Origin of the sequence: Stenotrophomonas sp. HMWF003 (genome assembly GCF_003061285.1) — a bacterium.
Taxonomy (GTDB): Bacteria; Pseudomonadota; Gammaproteobacteria; order Xanthomonadales; family Xanthomonadaceae; genus Stenotrophomonas; species Stenotrophomonas maltophilia_AP.
This window is the reverse complement of the sequence record NZ_QAIW01000309.1, coordinates 1-2,605: the sequence shown is the minus strand read 5'-3', so window position 1 is coordinate 2,605 and position 2,605 is coordinate 1. Positions and strand designations below refer to the sequence as shown.

3 protein-coding genes and 1 pseudogene are annotated in these 2,605 nt (G+C 68.1%); 2 read left to right on the top strand and 2 right to left on the bottom strand.

What is annotated here, in order from left to right; translation table 11 throughout:
- Positions 1-56: 56 nt before the first annotated feature.
- Both DBR34_RS22945 and DBR34_RS12610 read right to left on the bottom strand, forming a co-directional pair.
- The gene (locus DBR34_RS22945) at positions 57-725 is read right to left on the bottom strand and encodes an ROK family protein (protein ID WP_258223885.1); all 669 of its coding nucleotides are present in this window, start codon (positions 723-725) and stop codon (positions 57-59) included.
- 7 nt (positions 726-732) lie between these two features.
- A complete protein-coding gene (locus DBR34_RS12610) occupies positions 733-1,890 on the bottom strand; it encodes an SIS domain-containing protein (protein ID WP_128097048.1) in 1,158 nt (385 codons plus the stop codon).
- Between the two features lie 112 nt (positions 1,891-2,002).
- Here DBR34_RS12610 and DBR34_RS12605 point away from each other — a divergent pair, with 112 nt between their 5' ends.
- Both DBR34_RS12605 and DBR34_RS12600 read left to right on the top strand, forming a co-directional pair.
- Complete coding sequence (locus DBR34_RS12605; protein WP_128097047.1) at positions 2,003-2,203, top strand: hypothetical protein; 201 nt, start codon at positions 2,003-2,005, stop codon at positions 2,201-2,203.
- Positions 2,204-2,222: 19 nt separating this feature from the next.
- A pseudogene (locus DBR34_RS12600) lies at positions 2,223-2,605 on the top strand (alpha-glucosidase domain-containing protein); the annotation flags it as partial.

Sequence of the window (2,605 nt, the reverse complement as noted above, 5' to 3'; positions counted from 1 at the left end):
CTCCAGCTTGGACAGGCCGCCGCCCAGCACGATCACGTGCGGGTCGATGGCCAGGATCAGGTTGGCGAAGCTGTAGCCGAGCAGGTCGCGGTGGCGTCCACGGCATCACCGCCGCGGCCTTCGTGGATCAGCGCCAGTCCATTGCCGGACACATAGCGCTCCAGGCAACCGCGCAGGCCGCACGCGCACGGCAACACCGGCAGCGCGTGACGCTGCAGCAGCGTGGCTGGAATGCTCCAGTGCCCCCACTCGCCGGCGATGCCGTTGGCCCCGGTGAGCAGCTGGCCACCCACGCAGAAACCGCCACCGGCGCCGGTGCCCAGGATCGCGCCGAACATGCTCGGGTAACCCTCGCCCGCGCCGCCATGCGCTTCGCTGAGGGCGAAGCATTGCAGGTCGTTGCCGAACTGCAGGGGCCGTTGCAGCCGCGCCTGCAGGTCCTCGCCGACCAGGCGGCCGGTGAGGCTGGGCACGTTCGCGCTCAGCTGGCGCCCGGTGCTGCGGTCGCGCACGCCCGGCAGGCCGATACCGATGGCCCGGCATGTGCCGCCCAGCGTGCGGTCGGCGCTGTGCACCAGCCCGGTGATCGCCTGCAGGAAGGTGTCGTAGTCCTGCGTGGGCGTGGTCACCCGCTCACGGTGCAGTTCGCGCAGGGTGGCGTCGTAGGCCACCAGCTCGATCTTGGTGCCACCAACGTCGATGCCGTACCAGCACTGCATGGGCATGCCCTGCTCAGCCATGGGAATGGATGGTCACGCCCTGCACGACCCGGTTCACGGTGCCGTCGGGGAAGGGGTTGTCCGGGGTCATGCCCAGCGCCGCCGAACGCTGCAGCGCATAGCACTGCGGCATCAGCAGCCACAGCGGGGCCAGCCAGCTGTCGTCCAGCGTGGGCGCGTCGAGCACGAAGTCGCCGTCGGCGCGATCATCGCCATCGGGACCGACCGAGATCACCCGTGCGGCGATGCCATCGCCACGCAGTTCATTCAGCAGGTCCTGTTCGTAGCGGCGCGACAACGGCTGTGCGCTGCGCAGCATCACCACCAGGGTGTCGCCATTGAGCGTGGACTTGGGGCCGTGGCGGAAGCCGAGCGGGGTGTTGGCCAGCGCCAGCACCTGGCCGGCGGTGAGTTCGAGCACCTTCAGCGCCGCTTCGCGGGCCAGTGCTTCCAGCGGGCCGCTGCCCAGGTAGATCACGCGCGAGTACGTGGCCTGGGCCAGCGCGCCCACGGCGGCGTCCCACGCCTGCAGCGCACGTTCGCCGTGGCTGGCCAGGCTGCGCAGGCGCTGCACGCGCTGCGGCCACGGCGCGCTGTCGAACACGCTCAGCGCGGCCAGCAGCATGCTGCTCAGGCTGCTGGTCATGGCAAAGGCGCGGTCGCAGCTGGGCGGCGGCATCAGCAGCGACAGCGTATCGCTGCGGCCATGGCCACGCCGGGCCAGTTCGCCGTCGGCATTGCAGGTGATGTCCAGGAAGCGCGCGTCATCGACCCGGTCGCGCACCAGTTCCACCGCCGCCACGCTTTCCGGGCTGGAGCCGCTGCGCCCGAACGACACCAGCAGGGTCGGGCGGTCGCGGCGCAGGTACAGCGCCGGGTGGGTGAGCAGGCTGGTGGTGTGGACGGCGCGGACCTCGGCGGGCCACTGCGCATTGATGTGGTCGGCCACCATTTCGGCGATGAAGCCCGAGCTGCCGGCACCGGTAAAGATCACCAACTGGCCGGGCTGGCGCAGTGCATCTCCCAGGAAGCGGTCGATGCGCGCCTGCGCGTCATCGAGGAGGTCGGCCAGGGCAGTCCACATGCGCGGCTGCTGGGCGATTTCTTCGGCGGTATAGGCGCCGCCAAGGCGCTGCCACGCGGGCAAGTCGGTAAGCACAGAAGCGTCCATTCGCAATTCCTGTTGGGCGACCGCACCTTCTGCGTTTTCTTTCGAAATGTCAAATATCGAAAGATAAAGAAAAGCTAGGGCGGTCACAGTTTTTACGAATCGATCGGGGCGAATGCGCGGCCTGCCCCCTGGGATGCCGCATCGCAGCAAGGTTTCAGGCGGCAACAATCGCGTATTCAGCCACCATATAGAAAGCGGCTACGTTCATATCTTTCGTTTTGAAGAAAATATCCTTCCTTTTTCTTTGCAATTTGTTGACATCTTTCGAGACCCTGCCCTAGAGTCGGCCGCACTGGTTTCAGATTCCCGCTGACCGCGGGCTTGGGGGCAAGGTGGAATCCCGGTTTCGACGTACTGGCCTGATGGTGGCCCTGCTCTCCGCGCTGGCGGCGGCACCGGCCGTGGCCGAGCCGCTGGGCAACCTGGCCCGCATCAGCGCCGCCCCCGGCAAGGACGGCAGCCCCGGTTGGGACATCCGCACCGACAACGGCATGCTGCTGCGCGTGGACCTGCTGGGCGAGGACATGCTGCGCGTGCAGGCCGGAAGAAACGGCACCCTCAGCGGCGCCGGCGACAAGGCCGCCCCGATCGTGGTGCCGCAGCCGGCGACGAAGGTGGCCGCGCAGCTGGAAGAAGACGCCACCGAAGTCCGCATCCGTACCGCGGCGCTTGTGCTGCACATCCAGCGCCAACCGCTTCGCCTGGCGCTGGACCG